The organism is Arthrobacter sp. CC3, from assembly GCF_039907775.1.
In the GTDB taxonomy this organism is placed as follows: domain Bacteria; phylum Actinomycetota; class Actinomycetes; order Actinomycetales; family Micrococcaceae; genus Arthrobacter.
Genome location: NZ_JARCCY010000115.1, coordinates 1 through 638 on the forward strand (window position 1 = coordinate 1; position 638 = coordinate 638).

Consider the following 638-nt stretch of genomic DNA (forward strand, 5'->3'; position numbering starts at 1 on the left):
GTGATGACGTCGTCGATCTCGTCGTTGAAGCGGAAGGAGCCCTTCAGTTCCAGTTCGCGGGTGATGGCGAGTGAGATCAGGACCGGTTGCGGGCCGGCGGGCAGCAGGCCCACCATCACCACGGTGCCGCCGCGGGCGGCGCCCTGGATGGCCGAGGCCAGGCCGTGGTGGTTGCCGGAGGATTCAATCACGACGTCGGCCTCGACCGCGGCGATCGCCGCCGCGTCGGAGGCGGCGAGCACGTCGTCCGCTCCCACGGCCGCCGCGATGTCCAGCGGCCTGGCGTGCATGTCCACGGCCACGATCCGCCGGGCACCGGCCCGTTTCAGCACGGCGACGGCCAGTGCTCCGATGGGGCCGCTGCCGATCACCAGGGCCGTTTTGCCGCTGACGTCCCCGGCCCGGGCCACCGCGTGCCAGGCCACGGAGGCGGGCTCGATCAGCGCCGCGGTCCGCAGGCTAAGGCCTGACGGCAGTGCCCGGAGCATCCGTGCCGGCAGGTTCACGTACCGGCTGAAGGCGCCGTCGGTGTGCGGGAAACGGGCGGCACTGCCCAGGTACGTGCACCCCGGTGAGAGGTTGGGCCGGTCCGCCGGGTACCGGGCCGCGCCCGGGCCGGGCGTGGCCGGATGGACAGC

General features: G+C 73.4%; 1 protein-coding gene. It reads right to left on the reverse strand.

Annotated features, from left to right (window positions below; translation table 11 throughout):
• Positions 1 to 638, reverse strand: a 638-nt coding sequence (locus PV761_RS24230; protein ID WP_347900055.1) for a zinc-binding dehydrogenase, incomplete at both ends; no start/stop codon positions are given.